The organism is Kitasatospora viridis (assembly GCF_007829815.1).
GTDB lineage: Bacteria > Actinomycetota > Actinomycetes > Streptomycetales > Streptomycetaceae > Kitasatospora > Kitasatospora viridis.
Genome location: NZ_VIWT01000004.1, coordinates 512,055 through 531,412, shown reverse-complemented (window position 1 = coordinate 531,412; position 19,358 = coordinate 512,055). Strand labels below are relative to the sequence as shown.

Genomic DNA, 19,358 nt, shown 5'->3' with positions numbered 1-19,358 from the left:
GCCGGGGAGGAGACCCCGGCCGACTGCCAGGCACAGGCGGCTACTTGGTAGTGAACTCCGCCATCATCGCCATGTCCTCGTGCTCCAGGTTGTGGCAGTGCAGCAGGAACCGGCCCGCGTAGTCGGTGAACCGCACCGCGACCTCGACGCCCTCGGCGGGCAGCACGTCCACGGTGTCCTTCCAGCCCGCGTCGAAGGGGCCGGGCTTCGTCTTGCCGTCGCGGCCGATCACCTGGAACGGGTCCAGGTGCAGGTGCACCGGGTGGTGGACGTCGGTGACGAACCGCCAGATCTCCACCTGGCCGAGCTCGGGCGAGGCGAGCGAGTGGCCGGGCCGGTACTCCTCGCCGTTGATGGTCCAGTTGGTCTGCGACTTCTGGAAGGTGAAGGTGCGGGTGTGCACGGCCTTGGCCGGGTCGAGCTTCTCGATGGTGGAGAGCTTGGCCGGCACCCGGGAGTCGTCCGTGACGGCGGCGGTGCCGATGTCGAAGCGCAGCACCTCGGCGGTGGAGCCGCTGCCCAGCTGGTTGACCAGCCGGACGCTGCTGCCGGCCGGGTACCGGGAGAAGTCCACCACCACGTCGAACCGCTCGGCCGACGCGAGGTCGATCGAGTCGTGGGCCACCGGGCTCTCCAACAGGCCGCCGTCCGAGCCGACCTGGAGCAGGCCCCCGCCGCCGGGCGGCTGCGGGTCCAGGGCCAGCCGGTAGCGGCGGGCGTTGGAGGCGTTCAGCAGGCGCAGGCGGTAGCGCGCCCGGTCCACCCGGGCGACCGGCCAGGGCGCGCCGTTGACCAGGATGACGTCGCCGAGCACCCCGTTCATGTAGTCGGCGGTGACGCCGACCTTGCCCTCGTCGGGGTCGAGCGCGGGGTAGGCGAAGGAGCCGTCGGCCTCGAAGGCGCGGTCGGCGATCATCAGCGGGAGCTCGCGCGGGCCGGCGGGCAGGCCGGCCGCGGCCTCCTCGTCGTCCCGGACCAGGTGGAAGCCGGCCAGACCGCGGTAGACCTGCGGGCCGGTGAAGCCCATGGTGTGGTCGTGGTACCAGAGCGTCGCGGCGCGCTGGTTCATCGGGTAGGTGTAGTCGCGCTGCGGCTGGTAGTCGGCGCCGCTCATGCCGGACATCCCGGACATCCCCGCCATGCCGCCGGTCGCGCCGTTCTTCGGGGTGATGAGGTCCAGCGGGTAACCGTCGCTGTCGTGCGGGGTGTGGCCGCCGTGCAGGTGGACGGAGGTCGGGTGGGCCAGCTCGTTGCGGTGGGTGACCACGGTGCGGCGCCCGGAGCGGGACTCGATGGTCGGGCCGGGGAAGATCCCCTGGTAGCCCCAGACCTGGGTGGGGTGCCCCGGGATGATCTGCGCGGTGCCGACCGAGGCCGTGACCTCGTAGTAGTCGGTGGTGGCGTCGGTGCGCACCGGCTGCAGCACCGGCGGGACGGGCAGTTCGGTCCGGTACGGCGCGGGCAGCGGCAGCTTGCTGCTCAGCAGCAGGCCGGGCTGCCCGCCGGGGATCAGCTTGGCGAGCAGCGGCGGCCCGCCGACCGCCAGCCCGACGCCGAGCACCGCGGCGCCGCTGCCCAGCAGCTGACGCCTGGTCAGGCCCCGGCCGCTCACTCCGCCACCGCCGGCTCCGCGGCGGGCGCGGCCGGGCTCCCGGCGGCGCTGCCGGTCGCACCGCCGGGGCGCAGCCGGAAGGCCTCGACCGCGAACTTCTCGGCCATCACGAAGATGCCGACGCCCAGCGGGACGTGGATCAGCAGCACCCGGCTGAATCCGAGGCTGATCTGCGCGACGCAGCACAGCAGCAGGATGCCGTACTGGATGGCGGGCGTGCTCGGCCCGCCGGCCGCCTTCCAGACCAGCAGGCCGGCGATCGCGGCCAGCAGCACCGCGGTGGACAGGATCATCGCGGCGATCATGTGGGCTTGCAGCAGCGGGTAGTACCCCTGCAGGAAGCCGCCGGCGAGGAAGGGCTCAGCGAGGGCGAGCAGGGCGGTGAGGGCCGCGAACACCTTGAGGGTGGTCAACGGCCAGCGCCGCGGGGCAGGGTTGAGCGACATTACGACCCCCGGGAGGAGCAGGTGGTGTGGTCCCCAGCAAGGACGTCCCGTGGACTTCCTTGATCGGATCCTAGGCCGTCCTCACATGTCGCAACGAGGCGGAGTGCTGATCCGGCCAGGCGCCGGGACGCCTCGCGGCCCGGGCACCTGGGCACCTGTGCGTCTCGGCCCCGCTCAGGCGCGCCCGACGCTCCGCGCCGCCCGGGGGACGGCAGGTTGACGCTCCGTCGGCGCCGGTACGGCCGGAGCCGTCGCCGCGACGGCCGACTGGTCCAGGCCGACCCCTCTGGTCTCCTCCGCCCACCGCACGCTGACCAGCAGGCCCACGGCCGTCAGCCCGGCCGCCATCAGCATGGTCGGCCCGATGCCCACCCCGGAGAGCGCCAGCGGCAGCAGGTAGGTGCCCACCGCCGCGCCGATCCGGCTGACCGAGGTGGCGAACCCGACCGCCGTGGCCCGGATCGAGGTCGGGAAGAGCTCGTTGGGGTACGTCCAGTCCAGCACGTTCGGGCCGCCGCACAGGAACGCGTAGGCGCACAGCGCGAACAGGGCCAGCACGGCCGGTGCGGTCGGCCAGAGTCCGAGGAAGGCCAGCGGCACGATCATCAGCGCGAACGACCAGATGATGGTCGGCCGGCGTCCGTGCCGGTCGATCGCCCGCAGCGCGGGGTAGCAGCCGAGCAGGAAGACCAGGCTGATCAACCCGGTGCCCAGGGTCTCCATCACCGTGCCGCCCGGCATCCCGAACGAGCCCAGGATCGCCGGACCGAAGGTCAGCATCGCGAACAGCGGCGCCACCTGGCACAGGAAGAACAGTCCGCAGAACATCGTCCGGCGCCGGTAGGCCGGGCTGAACAGCGCCCGCACCGACCCCGCGTCCAGCCGCTCCCCGCCCTCGGCCGGGCTGCCGCGCAACTCCTCCGCCGTCACCTCGCGCCCCAGGTGGCGGCGGACCAGCTCCACCGCCTCGCGGTCCCGCCCGTGCTGCGCCAGCCAGAGCGGCGACTCCGGCGAGCCGCGCCGCACCACCAGGAAGAACAGGCAGAGCACCGCCGAACTCGCCAGCATCCACCGCCAGCTGCCGGTGCCGCCGATCCGCAGGAACAGGTAGCCGACCCCGAAGGCCAGCACCGCGCCCGCGTACCAGGCGATGATCTGCTTGCCCAGCAGCCGGCCCCGGTCCTTCACCGGCAGCCACTCGGCGAGCAGCGAGGTGGCGATCGGGTAGTCCGCCGCGATCGCCATGCCCAGCACGAACCGCAGCGCCACGATCGCCCAGACGTCGGTCACCCAGAACGAGCCGACCGAGCAGGCCGCGATCACCAGCAGGTCGGCCGTGTACATCACCTCGCGGCCGATCTTGTCGGTCAGCATCCCGAAGAGCGCGCCGCCGACGAACATGCCGATCAGCGCCGCCGCCCCGATCAGGCTCACCTCGGCGGTGCTCAGCCCGAGTTCGGGGGTCATGCCGATCAGCGCCACCCCGACCACGCTGAGGATGTAGCCGTCCAGCAGCGGCCCGCCCGAGCAGGCCAGGGCGAGTCGCCGGTGGAACGAGGTGTACGGGGCGTTGTCGATGATCGCGGACATTCCACCCATGGTGGTCGGGCGCCGGTCGGGCGCCCAGGGGCGAAGGTCCCCCGTGGGCGGGCCGGTGGGCCCGCGCCGTGCGGGCCGTCACTCCCAGGGCGTCAGCTCCCCGTAGGCGCCCGCCTGGTAGGCCGTCAGGTCCGGATGGAGCTTCAGCAGGGTGTCCAGGTCCTCGCGCAGGCCCGGTGAGTCCGCCATCCGGGCCGGCAGCACCAGCCGCCCGCCCTGCTCCGGCGGCACCAGGCCCGAGACCAGCGTCCGGCGGACCACCCGGTCGTGCCGGGTGCCGCGGCCGGCCCGGCCGGTGTGCGGGTCGCGGGCCGGCGCGACCACCCCGCCGCGGGCCGACAGCTGGTCCACCTCCGGCACCAGCCGCCAGACCTGCTGCGCCTGGTGGCTCTGCACCGAGCCGGCCAGGTTCGCCTCCAGGTCGTGCGCGTGGCAGAGCTCGACGAAGAACCGGATCTCGTCCAGCCCGAGGATGCCCGACCGGACCAGGCCGTGCGCGTCCCGGTCGTGCCGGTCCAGGTCGACCAGCTCGGTGCTGCCCGCCGTCGAGATCAGCCCGATCCGGGCCACCTTCAGCAGGATGCTGGTGTCCAGCATGATCGAATCGGCGCCCGCCGCCGCGGCGGCCTCCACCATCGCGGCGATCGCCCGCCGGTCGGTGCGCGGACCCGGGGTCAGGCCGTGGTCGGCGTGCGCGAACGGCTCGGTGACCGCCACCAGGGTGTCCGTGCTGCCCGGCGGCAGCGCGCCGGCGGCCACCAGCTCGGCCGCGTCCGGGCGGTAGGAGCCGAAGGCCGGCGAGCCGTCCTCGTCGAGCAGCGCGCCCGCGAAGTCGGCCAGGTCGAAGGCGCCCGGGGTGCCCGGCGCGCACGGGTGGTACTCGCCCAGGCCGACCAGCGCCCGGCGCACCTGCGGCAGCGCCCGCCGGGCCGCCCACAGCTCCAGGTCCTGGGCGAACAGCACCGCCATCACCCGGGTGTGCGAGAGGTCGCCGGCCCGCCGCAGGGTGGCCACCACCTCGGCGATCACCTCGGCCGCCTGCTCGGCCCGCATGCCGTCCACCCCGACCTTGACGATGCCGCCCGCCGGGTGCACCCGGGTGCCCATCGCCGCGGCCACCCCGAGCGCGGCCTGCGCCGACTTGCCCAGCTGCTCGTAGCCCGACTTGGCGATCGCCAGCCCGTTCGGCGCCCGGCGGAAGAGCAGCTGGTCCTCGCCGATGTTGGTGCTCAACTGCACCGGGAGCGGCCGGTGGACGGCCAGCACGGCGTCCGCGATGTCCATGATCCGGCGCGGCTTGATGGTGCCCAGCGCGCTGCGCGGGTCCTCGCTGTCGATGATCCGGGCCCCGCCCAGCACCGCCTCCCGGGCCTCCTGCGGCCCGAAGACGCTCACCAGCAGCCGCCTGTCCGTCCTGTTGGCGCTGTCCGTCCCGCCCATCGGCGTTCCCCTCCCTGTCGAACGGTCAGCCGAACCGTAGCCAGTCGGCGACTGACGGGTCATCACTCACACGAGTGAACCTTCGTCCCAATCGCACCAGCGCCGGGCCTGCTGGTGCATGGTCGCCACGTCAACTTCCGGTTCTGGTGGGGGAGAGTGGGATGACCGTGGACCTGGTGCGGGAGAGCGCGCTCGCGGGGCAGGTGGTGCTCTGGGAGGAGTCGGCCCGGGACGGTGCGCAGGCGAAGACCCTGATGTCCGCGGACTTCCGGGTCTGGCTCGCCCGTGAGCACGGGCGGGTCTTCGGGGCGCGCGGACCCCGGCACGTGGTGTTCGCGGCCGGCTTCCCGGCGGTCTGCGCCGAGGAGTACCGGGCGGTGCGCCGGGTCGCCCTGGAGGCCGGCGAGTCGGTCAGCGTGGCCGCCGTCTGCCGCGGCCTGCCGGACGACCTGCGGCAGGCCTACGCGGCCGTGCGGGACGGGGCGCACAGCCGGGTGCTCGCGGTGCTGCCGGCCTCCGACCCGATGGCGCGGGTGATGGTGCACCAGGACGCCAGGACGGCCCTGCGCGCGGCCGCCGACCTGGTCCGGGAGGCGCGCGGCTGGGACGAGGCGGTCGCGCTGGACGTCTGCCTGGCCGACGCCTCGCGCGCGGACCGGGGGCTGCTGGCGCACGCCGCCGTCGAGTTGACCGCCGCCGGGGCGAGCACCGTGCTGCTGGCCGACACCGTGGGCGTGCTGCTGCCGGAGCCGGCCGGGGCGCTCTTCGCCGAGGTCGGCCAGCGGGTCGCGGGCGAGGGCGTGGTGCTCGGCGCGCACCTGCACAACGACCTCGGGCTCGGCCTCGCCAACACCCTGGCCGCGCTGGACGCCGGGGTCCGGGTGGCCGCCGGCTCCTGGCTCGGCCTGGCCGAGCGGGCCGGGATGGCCGCCACCGAGCAACTGCTCTTCCTGCTCACCCGGCACTGGCCCGAACTGCTCGGCGCCCCGCCGTGGTCGAGCGACCCGCAGCTCACCCGGCTGCCGCTGCTGGCCCGGCTGGTCGCCGAGCACACCGGTGCGCCGTTCGGCGTCACCACGCCGATCGTCGGCACCGGGGTGGGCAGCATCTCCACCGGAACGCCGTTCGTCGCACCGGAGTTGTTCCAGCCCTTCGACCCGGGCGCAGTGCTCGGCATCGAACCGAGCGTGGTGCTCACCCAGTTGGCCAACACCCGGGTGGTCGCCGCCGTGGCCGGGCGCCTGGGGCACCGGCTGACGGACGCTCAGACCAGGGCGGCCACCGCCTGGGTGAAGAGCCGCGCCTTCCGCACCGGCCGGGCGGTGGTTGACGAGGCCGCGTTCGCAGGATATCTGGAGGGTTTGACGGCCCCGATCGAGGAGCGAGTGCGGTGAACGGTGCGATGCCAGGAACCATCGGACTGGACGGCGCCCGGGCGGTGCTGACCGCCGGCGGACCCGTCGTGGTGCCGCACCCGTGGCCGCTGCCGTTCGGCCTGGTCGGCCGGGATCCGCGCGCCGTCAACGAGGCCAAGCACCGCCCGGCGCAGCAGTCCGTCGCGTTCTGGGCGCACCGGGCCGACACCCGGGCCGACACCGGCCCGGCGCTCGCCCTCGGCGCCGCCGAACTCAAGCTGCTGGAAGAACTGTTGACGCAGGAGCAGCTGACGGTGCTGGTGCCGGTCGCCACGCACCGCCAGCCGCCGCCGTGCCTCGCGCCGGCCACGCTGGACGGCTGGGCGCTGCTCTTCGGCGGTCGCTGGCAGCCGTTGGACGCGCTGCTCGACGAGTTCCCGGTGCTCTACGCCACCAGCGCCAACCTCACCGGGCAACCGCCGGTCGGCACCACCGAGGAGGCGCTGGCCGCCTTCGGCGGCGCCACCCCCGTGCTGCACCTGGCCGACCCGCCCGAGCTGGCCGCCGAACAGCGCCGCCCCGGCCGCGCCTCCACCACTACCGTGCGGCTGCACACCGGCGGCCGGATGACCGTGCACCGGCTCGGCATCCAGGACGCCGCCCACCCGGACCCGGACGCCTACCTGCGGCACCTGGCCGCGCAGTACGGCGGCACGGCCGGATGACCGCCTGGGCCGACTGCACCGCCTGCACCGACTGCACCGCCGCGCAGGCGTGACCGGGCCGGCGCCGACGCCGTTCGGCCACGTCAAGGATCCGTCCGGTCGAGCAGTTCGAGCTGGAGCCGGTCACCAGCCTGACGTACCAGTGGCTCTGACGGTGCGTCAGAGACGCCGCGCGACCAGCAGCTCCGTCAGGTACCGCTTCGTCACCCGGCCGCCGTGCGCGCCGTCGATCAGCCCGCCGAGCGCCCGCAGCAGCCCCGCGCGCGACTCGGCGGGCAGCGCGCGGTGGTTGGAGTAGCTGCACAGCAGGTCGAGGTACTCGCGGGTGGTGTAGTCGAGCTCCCACTCGTATCGGTGGAACGCGGCGGGCCCGAACCGGCCCGAGGCCGCCAGCTCGGCGCCGTCGCGCGGGATCGCGTCGGCCGGCTCCAGGCGCAGCCCGGGCGGGGTGCCCGGGACGAAGCGCTCGTAGTGCTCCTGCGAGGCGGCGAAGAAGTCCAGCGTGCCGCCCGCGACGTGGTGCGTGGAGACCACCGCCAGCGTGCCGCCCGGGCGCAGCGCGTCGGCCGCCTTGGGCACCCGCACCGCCGGGTCGAGCCAGTGGAACGCGGTCGCCGCGATCACCAGGTCGAACGGCTCGGCCGGCAGCGCCCACTCCTCGAATGCGCCCACGGTGACCGCCACGTCCGGGAAGCCGGCGAGCCGACGCCGGGTCACCGCCGCCAACTCGGCCCCCAGCTCCACCGCCTGGACCCGGTAGCCGCGCTCGGCCAGCGGCACCGTCGCCTTGCCGGTGCCGCAGCCGACCTCCAGCACCCGGCTGCGGGCACCGAGTTCGGCGTACCGCGCCAGGTCGTCGAAGAGCCGCGCCGGATAGCCCGGCCGCACCCGGTCGTACAGTTCCGCGTCCTCGGTGAAGGTCAGCCGCAGCCGCTCGCGCTCCTCGTCCCCGCTCATCGGCGCACTCCGGCCGCGCCGGGCTCGGACACCTCGGCGCCCGGGGCGAGACGCAGGCCGGACCGGTCGAGGAAGGCGGCGAGCTCGATCTCGCCGCGCCCGGTGCCGTCCTCCCAGGACGTCCAGTCCCGGCAGTCCGTCCCGTCCTCGCTGATCTGGTGCTCGACCGTGCCCGTCCCGTGCCGGTAGTGCAGGAGCAGCCGCCGGCCGGCCGTGGTCCAGGCGTACCACTGCGCGGGGAATCCGTGGGTGATCCGCTCCACCCGCACCAGGGTCACGTCCTCGTGCAGGTGCGGATCGACGGCGCCGAGGTCCGCCGCCTCGGTGATCACGAGCTCGTCCTGGAAGGCGAGCAGGTGCACGGTCCCGCCCGGGAACTGGAAGGTCAGCCCGCCCAGCTTCTCGACCGGCCCGTTGCGGTACTCGACGTCCCGCACCGAGCACACCGGCTGCCCGAGGAACCGGGTGAACGCGACCTCGGGCGAGTCCTCCAGCACCGAGACGCTGCCGTGCTCGCCCATCGAGTACGGGCCGTGCGGCTGATCCACCGTCAGCTCCAGCTGCTCGCCGGGCGTGTGGAAGCGCACCGGGCCCAAGTCCGCCAGGTGCAGCCACAGATGGAGCAGGGCAGGCTCGGCCCCGCCGTGCCGGTGCCAGGAGGTGGTCACCCGCAACAGCCGCCGACCGAGCAGGTCGGCGGGGTAGATCTGCTCATCCTCGTCCATCCCCGCATGTTCGCACGCCATCGACCCGCGGCGGAACGGGATTTGCGGCGAGCCACTCCTGGAGCTCCCGGTGCCGGAACCGGTAGCCGGGCCCGGAGAGCCGGAGCAGGCCGATCGTGGTCGCCCAGTCCAGGAAGGCGGCCGGCCGGAACGGCAGCACGCGACGCGGTGGCCGGTCCGCCGCGGTCGGTCCGATCGACCGGGAACCGGGAAGCGATCAGGATTCGAGAAGCCCCGGGGGCCGTGCCGCCCCTAGCCTTGGGGACATGGACCTCACCATTCACACCAGCGTTCTCCCCCACGACGACCCGGACGCCTCCGTGGCGTTCTACCGCGACGTGCTCGGCTTCGAGGTGCGCAACGACGTGGGCCAGGGCCAGATGCGCTGGATCACCGTCGGCCCGGCCGGGCAGCCCGGCACCTCCCTCCTGCTGGCGCCGGCGGCCGTCGACCCCGGGATCACCGAGGACGAGCGCCGGACCATCCACGAGATGATGGCCAAGGGCACCTACGGCTGGATCCTGCTGGCCACCCGCGACCTGGACGCCACCTTCGAGAAGGTGCAGGCCGGCGACACCGAGGTGGTCCAGGAGCCGACCCTGCAGCCCTACGGCGTGCGCGACTGCGCGTTCCGCGACCCGGCCGGCAACCTGGTCCGCATCCAGGAACTGCGCCAGGAAGCGCGCTAGGTCCCCGCGATGTGCCACCCCTCGATGACCTGTGCCGGCAGCACCACGCAGTGCCGCACCGACCGGGCGCGCCTGGCCGACCTGGCCAGGCTGCGCCGGGTCAAGGACCGGATCGACCGCGAGTACGCGCAGCCGCTGAACGTCGAGGCGCTCGCGCGCGGCGTCAACATGTCGGCCGGGCACCTGAGCAGGCAGTTCAAGGCCGCGTACGGCGAGTCGCCGTACGCGTACCTGATGACCCGTCGGATCGAGCGGGCGAAGGCGCTACTGCGCCGGGGCGACCTCAGCGTCACCGAGGTCTGCTTCGAGGTCGGCTGCGCCTCGCTCGGCACCTTCAGCACCCGGTTCACCGAGCTGGTCGGCATGTCGCCGAGCGCCTACCGGCAGTCGGTCGAGGGCGCGGACGAAGGACTGCCGGCCTGCGTGGCCAAGCAGGTGACCAGACCGGTCAGGAATCAAGAAGCACCGGGCAACGACCCGAAAGTAGCGTGAACACCATGCAGACCAAGACCTCGCAGACCCAGACCGCCCAGACCGTACCGTCGCAGGCCAGGAGCTTGCAGACGATCGAGACCGTCACGCTCGACGTGGCCGACCCCGAGGCCGCCCGGCGGTTCTACGCCGAGGCCTTCGGCCCCGACGTCCCGCTCCGGCTGCGCGCCGGGCAGGAGCCGAGCGACGGCTTCCGCGGCTACACCCTCTCGCTCACCGTCGCCCGGCCGGCCGACGTCAGCAGCCTGGTCGACAGCGCCGTCGCCGCCGGCGCGACCGTCCTGAAGCCGGTCAGCAAGTCCTTCTGGGGCTACGGCGGCACGGTGCAGGCGCCGGACGGGGCGATCTGGAAGGTCGCCACCTCGGCGAAGAAGGACACCGGACCGGCGACCCGCACCATCGAGTCCGTGGTGCTGCTGCTCGGCGTCGCGGACGTGGCCGCGAGCAAGCGGTTCTACGTGGCGCGGGGCCTGGCCGTCGCCAAGAGCTTCGGCGGGATGTACGCCGAGTTCGCCACCGGCGACAGCCCGGTCAAGCTCGGCCTGTACAAGCGCCGCGCGCTGGCCAAGGACGCCGGGGTGGCGCCGGAGGGCAGCGGCTCGCACCGGATCAGCATCGGCGGCGACGGCGGGGAGTTCGCCGACCCGGACGGCTACGCATGGCAGGACGCGGCCTGAGCGGTCGGGCTCTGAGGGGTGGGGTTCTGACGATCCGTCGGCTCAGCGCCGGATCGGCCTCGGTTCGGTGCCGGCCCAGCCTCGGTTCAGCGCCAGCTCAGCTGAAGAGCCGGCTCAGCCGAAGAGCCGGTGCACGGTGAGCGCGAGCCGGGCCCGGACCAGGCCGGTCGGCTCGGTGAGCTCGATGCCGAGCGTCCTGCCGATCTGGTCCAGCCGCCGCGCCACACTGCTGTGGTGCAGGTGCAGCAGCTCGGCCGCCCGGCGCAGCGAACCGGTCTCGCAGTAGGCCTCCAGGGTCGCCAACTCCTCGGCGCAGTCCGCCAGTCGGCCGACCGCCAGCACATCGGGGTTGGCCCGGGCCGCCGCCTCGGGCAGCTCCGCGAGCAGCGCCAGCGAGCCCAGCGCGTCGTACCGCACCACCGGCCGGTGCGCCGTGGCGAAGCGCAGCGCGGTGCGGGCCTCCCGCCACCCGCGCACGGGGTGGCCCTCGGCGGCGATGCCCGCCGACACACCCGCCGGGAACCGCTCGGCGTCCACCTCGGCGGCCAGCAGTACCCCGGTCCCGCCGAGCGCGTCCGCCCCGTCCAGGGCCGCCGCCTTCACCTGGCGGCCCGGGCAGACCAGGGCGCCCAGCCGGTCCAGCGGCAGCGCCGTGCGCACCGCGACCACCCGCACCGGCGCCCCGACCGCGAACCCCAGCAGGCGCAGCGCCCTGGCCCGGGCCGCCTCGTCGCACTCCGCGCTGATCGCCAGCTCGACCAGCGCGGGGTCGGCCATGGTGGTCCGGGCCGGCCCGTACCGCTCGACGGTGGTGGCGGCGGCGAGCGCGAACCGGTCGAGCAGCACCTCGTCCAGCGCGGCGGGCGGCCCCGGGCGCTCCAGCCAGACCGTGCCGATCTCCTCCTCGTCGAGGGTGATCGGCGCGGTGCTGGAGGCCGGCGCGGGCGGGGTGGGCACCTCCCGCCCGTCCGGCGAGACCCGGACCACCCGCCCGGTGCCGTGCAGCCGCACGCCCGCCACGCACTCGGCCAGCCCGGCCGAGGAGCGGGCCAGCGCCGCCAGGTCCACCCGGCGGCGCATCAGGGTGTCGTAGAACACGACCACCCGGATCGCGCCCTGGACGTGCGAGTCCAGCTGGGTGAGCCGATCGGCCAGTGCCTCCATGCGGCGAGGATACGGCCGCCCGGGTGTCCGGGGCAGCCGCCGATCGGCGCGCGGAGCAGGACGGACGTGCGACGGGCGGCGGGTGACCGGGCCGGTGACGGTTGGTCAGGATGGTGGGCATGGATCCCGAACTCGAAGCCTTCGTCCCGCTGCTCCCGCAGACCGACTTCACCGACCCCGAGGCGACCCGCCGCAAGGTCGCCGACATGATCGCCGCGCAGTTGCCGCCCGACACCACCGGCCTGGAGATCGCGGACCGCACCGTGCCCGGCGACCCGCCGGTGCCCGTGCGGATCTACCGCCCGCAGGACGCGGGCGCCGAGGCCGGCGCCGTCGTCTGGCTGCACGGCGGCGGGTTCGTCTTCGGCGACCTGGACACCGAACACCCGTGGGCCGCCCGGATCGCGGCCGGCTCCGGCGCGGTGGTGATCTCGGTGGGCTACCGCCGGGCGCCCGAGCACCGCTTCCCGGCCGCCCTCGACGACGCGTGCGCCGTGCTGGCCTGGGCCGCCGCGAACGCGGCGGAGCTGGGCATCGACCCCGACCGGATCGCGGTCGGCGGCCACAGCGCCGGGGCCGGCCTGGCCGCGGCGACCGCCCTGCGGGCCCGTGACCGCAACGGTCCGCGGATCCGCTTCCAGCTGCTCAACCAGCCGGCCCTGGACGACCGTCAGGAGACCTGGTCGCAGCGGAACTTCACCGCCACCCCGTGGCACGACCGGGACCGGGTGGGCGCGGCCTGGGCCCACTACCTGGGCGGGCAGCAGGCCACCGCCTACGCGGCGCCGGCCCGCGCCGCCGACCTGGCCGGCCTGCCCGCCGCCCACATCGGCACCGCCGAGCTCGATCCGCTGCGGGACGAGGGGATCGAGTACGGGCTGCGCCTGCTCCGGGCGGGCGTGCCGGTGGAGCTGCACCAGTGGCCGGGCACCTTCCACGGCTCGCAGGCGATCCTCTCCGCAGAGGTGTCGCAGCGTCAGTTCGCCGAGCTGACGGCCGCGCTGCGGCGGGGGCTGGCGGGGTAGCCGGCGGGCGCGCCGTGCCGGGTGCGGCAGCTGGGGGCGATCGCGGTGTGACGGGCCGTCACTGCTCGGCGGGCGGGGTCCAGTCGGCGGGCAGGCCGGACTGGGTGAGCACGGCGCCCAGGTCGTAGTAGTCCCGGTCGGCGGTGATCCGGCCGTCGGCGTCCAGGTCGAGCAGCGTGGTCATCGGGACGGCGAACGGCGTCGGCGCGCCCTTCAGGTGGCCGGCGTAGACGGCGTCGACGGTCAGGTGGGTTCCGTTGGGGTGGGTGCCGTCCCGGTGGGCGGCGAGCACGGTGACGTGCACGCCGTCGATCAGGCGGTCGGCGCGGGCCTTCCAGCCGGCGATCTCCATTGGCCCGTGGAAGGCGGCGCCGATGGCCTGGTCGGTGTAGGTCGCGTCGGCGGTGAACAGGGCGCCGAGCGCGAACGGGTCGGTGCCGGTCCAGGCGGCGGCCCAGTCGGCGACCACCCGGGGCAGCGGCTGGGGCAGCGGCTGGTCGGGGGTGGTGGCGGCGGTGGTCATGTCGGACTCCTCGGGGTTGGTGGTGCGGGCGGGACGCGGGGTGTGGGGTGCGGGGTGGGGGAGCGGGTCAGGGGGTGAGCACGACCTTGCCGGTGGCGGCGCCGGACTCGGCCAGGCGCAGCGCCTCGGCGGCCTCGGTGAGCGGCAGCAGGGCGGCGACGTGGGCGGTGAGCTCGCCGTCGCGCAGGGCGGTGAGGACCTGGGTGAGGTCGGCGTGCAGCCGGGCGCGGAAGCGGTCCTTGTTCAGGGCCCGGCCGGCCCAGATGTTGTAGAAGTGGGCGCGCCGGCCGTTCGGCAGGGCGTTCCAGAGCCAGGTGCGGGCGAGGATCTTCAGCATCGGCCACTGCTTGGAGCCGGTGTCGTCGCGGGTGGAGGCGCTGCCGTAGCTGACCAGGGTGCCGCCCGGGGCCAGCAGCTGCCAGGAGTCGACCACGCTGCGGCCGCCGACGTGGTCGAAGACCGCGTCCACCCCGCCGGGCGCCAGCTCGCGGACCCGGGCGGGCACGTCTCCGGTGCGGTAGTCGATCGGGGTGACGTCCAGCTCCCGCAGCGCCTCGTGGTGCCGGGGGGAGGCGGTGCCGATCACCTTGACGCCGGCCGCGCGGGCCAGCTGCACCAGGACCGAGCCGACGCCGCCGCCCGCGCCGTGCACCAGCACGGTCTGCCCGGCCCGCACCCGCGCCTGACGGTGCAGCATCTGCCAGGCCGTGATGCCGTTGACCACCACCGTCTCCGCCTCGGCCGCCGCGAGCCCGTCCGGCACGGGCACGGCGTCGGCCGCGTCCACCACCACGTGGCTGGCCCAGCCGCCGACCTTGACCAGCGCGGCCACCCGCCGGCCGACCAGCTCCGGGTCGACGCCCGCGCCGGTGGCGAGCACCCGGCCGACCAGGTCGTAGCCGGGGACGAACGGGAAGGGCGGCTGGTCGTAGTACCGGCCGCGGCGCATCTGCTGCTCGGCGAAGGAGACGCCGGTCGCCTCCACGGCGATCACCAGCCGGTCCGGGCCCGCCGTCGGCACGGTGCCGTAGCGGAGCTCCAGACCCTCCGGGGCCACGATGCCCGGCAGGACGACCTCGACCATGCGCTCGCTGTCCATGGAACTGCTCCCTCTGCTTTGCGGTAGATGTCCTTGCGTTCGTTATAAGTTCTAACGCCTTTCGGTGGTGAGTGTCAACAACGACAGTGATAACCTCTAACTGTCAGCGTGGGTGGCAGTAGGTGGCAGTGGGTGACCGGGAGGCGGGCCGTGGCCGAGGCAGCAGCGAAGACCCCGAGGGAGCGCTACCGCGCCCAGGTGCGGGAGGAGGTCAAGCAGCACGCGTGGCAGCAGATCGCCACCGCCGGCGCCTCCGCGCTGTCGCTCAACGCCATCGCCAAACAGATGGGCCTGAGTGGGCCGGCCCTCTACCGGTACTTCGCCAACCGCGACGAGCTGATCACCGAGCTCGTCATCGACGCCTACCGCAGCCTGGCCGAGGCCTTCCGGATCCGCGCCGAAGCCGGCGCCGACCTCACCGGCCTGGCACTCGCACTGCGCGAGTGGGCCCTGGCCGACCCGCACCGCTACTTCCTGGTCTACGGCACGCCGGTGCCCGGGTACCACGCGCCCGCCGACACCGTCGGGATCACCCAGGGGATCATGGCCAGGATCCTGGACGCCTGCGTCGCCGACCGGCCGACTGACGCCCCGTCGGCGTCCCCGTCCCCGCTCGACGCCCAGCTCACCGAGCAGCTCGCCCAGCACCGCGACTGGGCCGGCGACCACCCGGCACCGCCCGCCGCCCTGCGCCGCGCGCTCGCCTTCTGGACCCGCCTGCACGGCGTGCTCTCGCTCGAACTCGCCGGCCACTTCACGGGCATGGGGTTCGCGCCCGCCGAGCTCTACGCGGCCGAGGTGCTCGCGGTCATCAACACCTGACCCCGAGTCAGTCGAGGCTCTGGCCGGCGCCCGCGCAGTCCGGGCAGTCCATCCCGAGGCCGCACGCCCGGCAGGGCCGGCCGCCCACGAAGCCCAGGCCCTCGCAGTCGCGGCACGACCCCCAGCCCTCGCACGAGTCGCACAGCCGGTACCCGGGGCGCAGGCTCCCCGGGTCCACCGCGCGCGGCGGGCGCACCCAGCGGTCGCGGACCAGCACGGCGGGCGTGCTGCCCGTGATCCGGACGGTTCCGCCCACCGCGCGGGCGCTCACCGTGAACCCGTCCCGCACCGCTTCGGGCGAGGCGAGCTGGAACGAGGTGCGCTGGACCGAGGCGAGCTGGACCGAGGCGAGCTGGACCGAGGTGCGCTGGAACGAGGCGAGTTCGAACGGGGTGCGCTCGAACGAGGCGTCGGCGAGGACCAGCGAGAGGGTGAACCGCCTGGTCATCGCGCCGCGCTCGGTGAACTCGTCACGCGTGCGCTCCTCGGCCCGCCATCGCCCACCCGGCGCGACGGTGTCCGCGACGGCCCGCAGCTCGCGCCGCAACCGCTCCACCGCGGCCGTGAAGCGCTCGGCCGCGTCCGCGCTCTCGCCGCCCATGCCGTTCCGTTCCGTTCGGCCCGTCGTCTGGTCCCGTTGTCTCGTCCCGTCGTCAACCCCCGGTGGCCGCGCCGAGCCGGGCGGCCAGGCCGGTCAGGAAGCAGTCCAGGCCGAACTCGAACCGCTGGTCCGCGTCGGGGTGTTCGGCCTCCAGCACCATGCGGCTGAAGTGCGGGTACTCGCCGCCGGCGATGACCTCGCGGATGTACGGGCCGACGGAGGCCCGCCACTGCTCCGGGGTCAGGCCGGTGCGGCGCTGGGTGTCCTGTTCGGCGAGCTGGTCGCCGACCGCGCCGATCACGTAGTGGCGCAGGGCCCCGATGGCGGAGTTGGCGAGGGTGGTGTCCGGGGTCAGGGGGGCGGCCGCGGCGAGCGCGCGGTCGAGCCGGCGCAGCGAGTTCGGGCCGAGGGCCGGACGGGACATCATGAGCGCGCCGAGCCAGGGGTGGCGCAGTAGGCCGGCCCGCAACTCGCGGGCGAAGGCGGCCAGGTCGGCCCGCCAGTCGCCGGTGAGCGGGTCCGTGGGGCAGTCGCCGCCGACCGCGTCGACCATCAGGTCCAGCAGGTCGTCCCGCCCGGCCACGTAGCGGTAGAGCGAGGTCGTGCCGGTGCCGAGGTCGGCGGCGACCCGGCGCATGGAGAGCGCGTCCAGGCCCTCCGCGTCGGCGATGGCGACGGAGGCCGAGACGATCCGGTCGATGCCGGGCGCCTGGCGGCGGGGGGCGCGCGGCTCCCGGGCCCAGAGCAGCGTCGGGATCGGTTCCTCGGCCATCGACAACTCCTCGGGAACTCCTCGGGTGATTTCTGCTGCGCACATCCTACGCCTATGGCTACAGTGTTCCCGTAAGCGGGAACGGTGTTCCCGTATGGTCTGAACGTCTCGAACGTGAGGAGTCGTCATGCAGCACACCCGTGTTCCCGCCCCGGTCCCGGTCCTGGTCGTCGGTGGCGGAACGGTCGGTCTGGCCGCCGCGCTGTTCCTGGCCCGGCAGGGCGTCGAGACCCTGGTCGTGGAGCGGCAGGACGGCCCCTCGGAGCATCCCAGGGCCACCGGCGTCGGCCCGCGCACCATCGAACTCCTGCGAGAGCTAGGCCTGTTGGAGGAGGTGAACGCGGTCGCCATCGACGCGGGCGCGGGCAACCTCGGCATGCTCAAGGCCGACACCCTGGCCACCGCGTCAGCCTTCACCGAGCCGCCGGCCCCGGCCGCTCCAGCGCCCGCCGGCGCGCCGGGCGCCGACCCCCAGGCGCTGGCCAGCCCGTGGGCGCTGCGCGGCACCTGCCCGCAGAACCGGCTCGACGCGGTGCTGCTCCGGGCGGCCCGCCGGCGCGGGGTCACGGTGGCGTACCGCACCGAGCTGCTCTCGTTCACCCAGGACCGCGACGGCGTCACGGCGGTCCTGCTCGGCCCGGACGGCCGGCGCGAGGTGCGCGCGGACTACCTGGTCGCCGCCGACGGCGTGCGCAGCCCGGTCCGGAGTGCGCTCGGCATCCCGATGAGCGGAGTGGGCGCGATCGGCTACCCGAACGTCAACATCCTCTTCCGCGCCGACCTGAGCCGGTACACCGGCGGCCGGACGTTCGTCGGCTGCCAGATCACCAACCCCGCCAGTCCCAGCATGCTGATGCAGATCGACGGGGAGCGGGAGTGGGTGCTGCACGCCGGGTACGACCCGGAGGCGGGCGGGTCAGCCGGGGACTTCACCCCCGAGCGCTGCCGCGAGCTGGTCCACGCGGCGGTCGGCGGCCCGCTGGAGGAGGTGGAGGTCGTCAGCGTGCTGCCCTGGCGGGTGCGGGCCCAGCTCGCCGACCGCTTCTCGGACGGGCGGGTCTTCCTGGTCGGCGACGCCGCGCACGCCATTCCGCCGATGGGCGCCTTCGGCATGAACACCGGGATCGCCGACGCCCACAACCTGGCCTGGAAGCTCGCCCTGGTGCTGCGCGGGTCGGCCGTGCCGGAGCTGCTGGAGAGCTACGACGCCGAGCGGCGGCCGGTCGGCGCGCTCGCCGTCGAGCAGGCCCGGCTGCGGCTGGACCGGCCGCACCTGCACTGGGACCGCCGCCCGCACCTCGCGGCGGAGCGGGCCCGGGCGGGCATCGTCAACGCCCCGATCGTGCACCTCGGTTACCGCTACGACTCGGCGGCGGTGATCGGCCCGGTCGCCGAGCTCCCGTCAATCGAGGACCTGCTGCTCGACCTTGACGGGTCGCCCGGTTCGCGGCTGCCGCACCTGTGGGTCGAGCTCGACGGCGTCCGGACCTCGACGCTGGAGCTGGTGGGCTCGGGGTTCACCGTGCTGGCCGGGCCGGACGGCGCCGGGTGGGCCGGGGCGGCCGAGGAGGTGGCCGGGCGGCTCGGACTGGACCTGCACGCGCGGTCGGTGGACGCGCCGCAGTGGCCGGCCGTGGCGGGCGCCGGGCGCGGTGGCGCGCTGCTGGTCCGTCCGGACGGCTTCGTCGCCTGGCGGGCCACCGACCTGGCTGCCGACCCGGCGGGGGAGCTGGAGCGGGTGCTCGTCCAACTGCTCGGCATGCGGGAGCGGCGCGCTGACGGGGCGTTGAGCAGGGCCGGAGCCTGACCTCGCGTCACGTCACGGGCGCCCGGCGGCCCCTGGAGTTCATGGTTTTGTCGCTCTCCGTTCATCGTCTACAGTGACGTAGAACTTCTGCGCGCAGGTAGAAGACCGCTGCCGCAGTGGACGCCGATCGGAGTGCCCGGCCCGCCGCAGGCTCGACTCCGAAGGGGCCCGCCGATGACCCACCCCGCCCTTCAACTGGCCTTCGACGGCTCCGGCATCGACGGGTCGCTGTTCACCGGTGTCACCGGCTTCGCCCGCGACACGCACTGGCTCAACACCCCGCTCGACCTGTGGACCAACGCCGGGCTCGGGGTGTTCGGGGTGCTGATGGCGATCGGCTGGTGGAACGCCCGCCGCCGCGACACCTCCGCCATGACCCTCGCGCTGGCCGCCCCCGTGGCCGTGCTGGTCGCCTTCGCCGTCGCCGAGGTGGCCAAGAAACTGGTCGCCGAAGCGCGCCCCTGCTACTCGCTGCCGCACGCCTACTTCGTCGACTCCTGCCCCGCCCCGAACGACTACGCCTTCCCCAGCGGGCACTCCACCACCGCCTTCGCCACCGTCGCCGCCCTCTGGCTGCTCGACCGGCGCCTGGCCGTGATCGCCACCGCCTTCGCGGTGTTCGAGGGCTTCACCCGGGTCTACCTGGGCGACCACTACCCCCACGACGTGCTCGGCGCCGCCCTGCTCGCCATCCCCGTCGCCTACCTGACCAGCCGGATCCTGGGTCGGATCGCCGTCCCGCTGGTCGCCCGCCTGCGCACCGGCGCCCTGGCCCCGGTGCTGCGCGCCGCCCCCGGTGGCGCCCACGCCCGCTGACCGACCGTCAGC

20 protein-coding genes are annotated in these 19,358 nt (G+C 74.4%); 9 read left to right on the top strand and 11 right to left on the bottom strand.

The features are described 5' to 3' along the window. Positions 1–40 precede the first annotated feature (40 nt). The 4 genes from FHX73_RS35955 to FHX73_RS35940 all read right to left on the bottom strand — a co-directional run bounded on the left by FHX73_RS35955 (position 41) and on the right by FHX73_RS35940 (position 5,097). Positions 41–1,612, bottom strand: coding sequence for a multicopper oxidase family protein (locus FHX73_RS35955; protein WP_211786436.1), 1,572 nt, complete (start codon positions 1,610–1,612; stop codon positions 41–43). Beyond that, the gene (locus tag FHX73_RS35950) at positions 1,609–2,058 is read right to left on the bottom strand and encodes a hypothetical protein (protein ID WP_145910199.1); all 450 of its coding nucleotides are present in this window, start codon (positions 2,056–2,058) and stop codon (positions 1,609–1,611) included. Before FHX73_RS35950 ends, FHX73_RS35955 begins: the two co-directional genes overlap by 4 nt. Before the next feature lie 174 nt (positions 2,059–2,232). Then, entirely contained in the window at positions 2,233–3,648 is a 1,416-nt protein-coding gene (locus FHX73_RS35945; protein WP_145910198.1) for an MFS transporter, read from the bottom strand. A gap of 87 nt (positions 3,649–3,735) precedes the next feature. Beyond that, complete coding sequence (locus FHX73_RS35940; RefSeq protein WP_170305232.1) at positions 3,736–5,097, bottom strand: (5-formylfuran-3-yl)methyl phosphate synthase; 1,362 nt, start codon at positions 5,095–5,097, stop codon at positions 3,736–3,738. Positions 5,098–5,258: 161 nt separating this feature from the next. On the opposite strand from FHX73_RS35940, the gene FHX73_RS35935 reads away from it, so the two are divergent. Together FHX73_RS35935 and FHX73_RS45170 are read left to right on the top strand one after the other, a co-directional pair. Beyond that, complete coding sequence (locus tag FHX73_RS35935) at positions 5,259–6,491, top strand: 2-isopropylmalate synthase (protein WP_145910196.1); 1,233 nt, start codon at positions 5,259–5,261, stop codon at positions 6,489–6,491. A gap of 8 nt (positions 6,492–6,499) precedes the next feature. Continuing rightward, positions 6,500–7,177: a hypothetical protein gene (locus FHX73_RS45170; RefSeq protein WP_170305231.1), complete on the top strand. Its 678-nt coding sequence runs from the start codon at positions 6,500–6,502 to the stop codon at positions 7,175–7,177. A gap of 159 nt (positions 7,178–7,336) precedes the next feature. On the opposite strand, the gene FHX73_RS35930 is transcribed toward FHX73_RS45170, so the two are convergent. Continuing rightward, positions 7,337–8,134, bottom strand: a complete 798-nt coding sequence (locus FHX73_RS35930; protein ID WP_145910195.1) for a class I SAM-dependent methyltransferase — start codon at positions 8,132–8,134, stop codon at positions 7,337–7,339. Beyond that, positions 8,131–8,859, bottom strand: coding sequence for a hypothetical protein (locus tag FHX73_RS46780; RefSeq protein ID WP_246214090.1), 729 nt, complete (start codon positions 8,857–8,859; stop codon positions 8,131–8,133). The genes FHX73_RS35930 and FHX73_RS46780 overlap by 4 nt, the downstream gene beginning before the upstream one ends. 266 nt (positions 8,860–9,125) lie before the next feature. On the opposite strand from FHX73_RS46780, the gene FHX73_RS35915 reads away from it, so the two are divergent. The 3 genes from FHX73_RS35915 to FHX73_RS35905 are packed head-to-tail and all read left to right on the top strand — an operon-like array spanning position 9,126 to position 10,717. Further along, a complete protein-coding gene (locus FHX73_RS35915; RefSeq protein WP_145910194.1) occupies positions 9,126–9,548 on the top strand; it encodes a VOC family protein in 423 nt (140 codons plus the stop codon). Between the two features lie 24 nt (positions 9,549–9,572). Further along, positions 9,573–10,040 carry a helix-turn-helix transcriptional regulator gene (locus tag FHX73_RS35910; protein WP_145910193.1) on the top strand — a complete coding sequence of 156 codons (468 nt, stop codon included), beginning with the start codon at positions 9,573–9,575 and terminating at the stop codon, positions 10,038–10,040. A gap of 5 nt (positions 10,041–10,045) precedes the next feature. After that, complete coding sequence (locus tag FHX73_RS35905) at positions 10,046–10,717, top strand: VOC family protein (protein ID WP_425461471.1); 672 nt, start codon at positions 10,046–10,048, stop codon at positions 10,715–10,717. A gap of 114 nt (positions 10,718–10,831) precedes the next feature. On the opposite strand, the gene FHX73_RS35900 is transcribed toward FHX73_RS35905, so the two are convergent. Next, positions 10,832–11,881 (bottom strand): PucR family transcriptional regulator, encoded by a 1,050-nt coding sequence (locus tag FHX73_RS35900; RefSeq protein WP_145910192.1) that lies wholly within the window; start codon positions 11,879–11,881, stop codon positions 10,832–10,834. A 119-nt stretch (positions 11,882–12,000) separates the two neighbouring features. On the opposite strand from FHX73_RS35900, the gene FHX73_RS35895 reads away from it, so the two are divergent. Then, complete coding sequence (locus tag FHX73_RS35895; protein WP_145910191.1) at positions 12,001–12,906, top strand: alpha/beta hydrolase; 906 nt, start codon at positions 12,001–12,003, stop codon at positions 12,904–12,906. 58 nt (positions 12,907–12,964) lie between these two features. Here FHX73_RS35895 and FHX73_RS35890 read toward each other — a convergent pair whose 3' ends face one another. Then, on the bottom strand, positions 12,965–13,429 hold the full coding sequence (locus tag FHX73_RS35890) for a nuclear transport factor 2 family protein (RefSeq protein WP_145910190.1): 465 nt from the start codon (positions 13,427–13,429) through the stop codon (positions 12,965–12,967). A gap of 67 nt (positions 13,430–13,496) precedes the next feature. Next, a complete protein-coding gene (locus FHX73_RS35885; RefSeq protein ID WP_145910189.1) occupies positions 13,497–14,528 on the bottom strand; it encodes a medium chain dehydrogenase/reductase family protein in 1,032 nt (343 codons plus the stop codon). 150 nt (positions 14,529–14,678) lie between these two features. Between FHX73_RS35885 and FHX73_RS35880 the strand changes: the two genes are divergently transcribed. Continuing rightward, on the top strand, positions 14,679–15,350 hold the full coding sequence (locus FHX73_RS35880) for a TetR/AcrR family transcriptional regulator (RefSeq protein ID WP_145910188.1): 672 nt from the start codon (positions 14,679–14,681) through the stop codon (positions 15,348–15,350). A gap of 7 nt (positions 15,351–15,357) precedes the next feature. Here FHX73_RS35880 and FHX73_RS35875 read toward each other — a convergent pair whose 3' ends face one another. Further along, a complete protein-coding gene (locus tag FHX73_RS35875) occupies positions 15,358–15,951 on the bottom strand; it encodes a hypothetical protein (RefSeq protein ID WP_145910187.1) in 594 nt (197 codons plus the stop codon). Positions 15,952–16,003: 52 nt separating this feature from the next. Next, complete coding sequence (locus FHX73_RS35870; RefSeq protein ID WP_145910186.1) at positions 16,004–16,723, bottom strand: TetR/AcrR family transcriptional regulator; 720 nt, start codon at positions 16,721–16,723, stop codon at positions 16,004–16,006. A 127-nt stretch (positions 16,724–16,850) separates the two neighbouring features. Here FHX73_RS35870 and FHX73_RS35865 point away from each other — a divergent pair, with 127 nt between their 5' ends. Next, on the top strand, positions 16,851–18,530 hold the full coding sequence (locus FHX73_RS35865) for an FAD-dependent oxidoreductase (RefSeq protein ID WP_145910185.1): 1,680 nt from the start codon (positions 16,851–16,853) through the stop codon (positions 18,528–18,530). 174 nt (positions 18,531–18,704) lie between these two features. After that, a complete protein-coding gene (locus FHX73_RS35860; protein ID WP_145910184.1) occupies positions 18,705–19,346 on the top strand; it encodes a phosphatase PAP2 family protein in 642 nt (213 codons plus the stop codon). Positions 19,347–19,358 lie beyond the last annotated feature (12 nt).